1 protein-coding gene is annotated in these 552 nt (G+C 47.5%); it reads right to left on the bottom strand.

Annotated elements, in window-relative coordinates; genetic code table 11:
- Positions 1–552 (bottom strand): EAL and HDOD domain-containing protein (locus R7R24_RS29545; protein ID WP_318120568.1); only part of this gene is annotated, 552 nt, incomplete at both ends.

Below are 552 nucleotides of genomic sequence, written 5' to 3'. Positions count from 1 at the left end.
GCTAACACCTGCTCCGGACTGACGTATTTGGTTTGCGACACCAATGGCTTGCTAAAAAAGTAGCCTTGAAAGAATTTAAAACCCGCCGCTTTGGCTTGCTCAAACTCTTCTGCGGTTTCGACGCGTTCCGCTAAAAAGTGATATTTGACGCGCTTGGCGAGGTGGGTTTTAACCAGTTCACACGCTTTTTCTAGCCCCATCGCCATGATATCGAGTTTAACGATGTGCACATAAGGTAAGAAGCGACGCCACTCCGGCGTTAAGGTGAAATCATCCAGCGCGATCAAATAACCTTCTCGATATAACTCGCGAATTGCATCGAGAAGATCATCGGTAGGTTGGCAAGTCTCTAAGACTTCTACGACGATTTTGTTTTTTGGCAAGCTGCGAGGCAAACGGCGTACCAAGCTCTGATGAGGAAAGTTGATGAAGCATCGCGAAGACGCAATCACCGGGTTAGTACCCAGTGATAGAAAGTTCTCGACGATTAATCGGTATGTCGCTCGGTTTGATTCGATATGAGCGGGATAGGCGTTGCTTTCTCCATCTCTA

It is taken from the genome of Vibrio sp. 704 (genome assembly GCF_033339295.1).
Note: the sequence above shows the minus strand (reverse complement) of the source record. Positions and strands in the feature narration are given on the sequence as shown.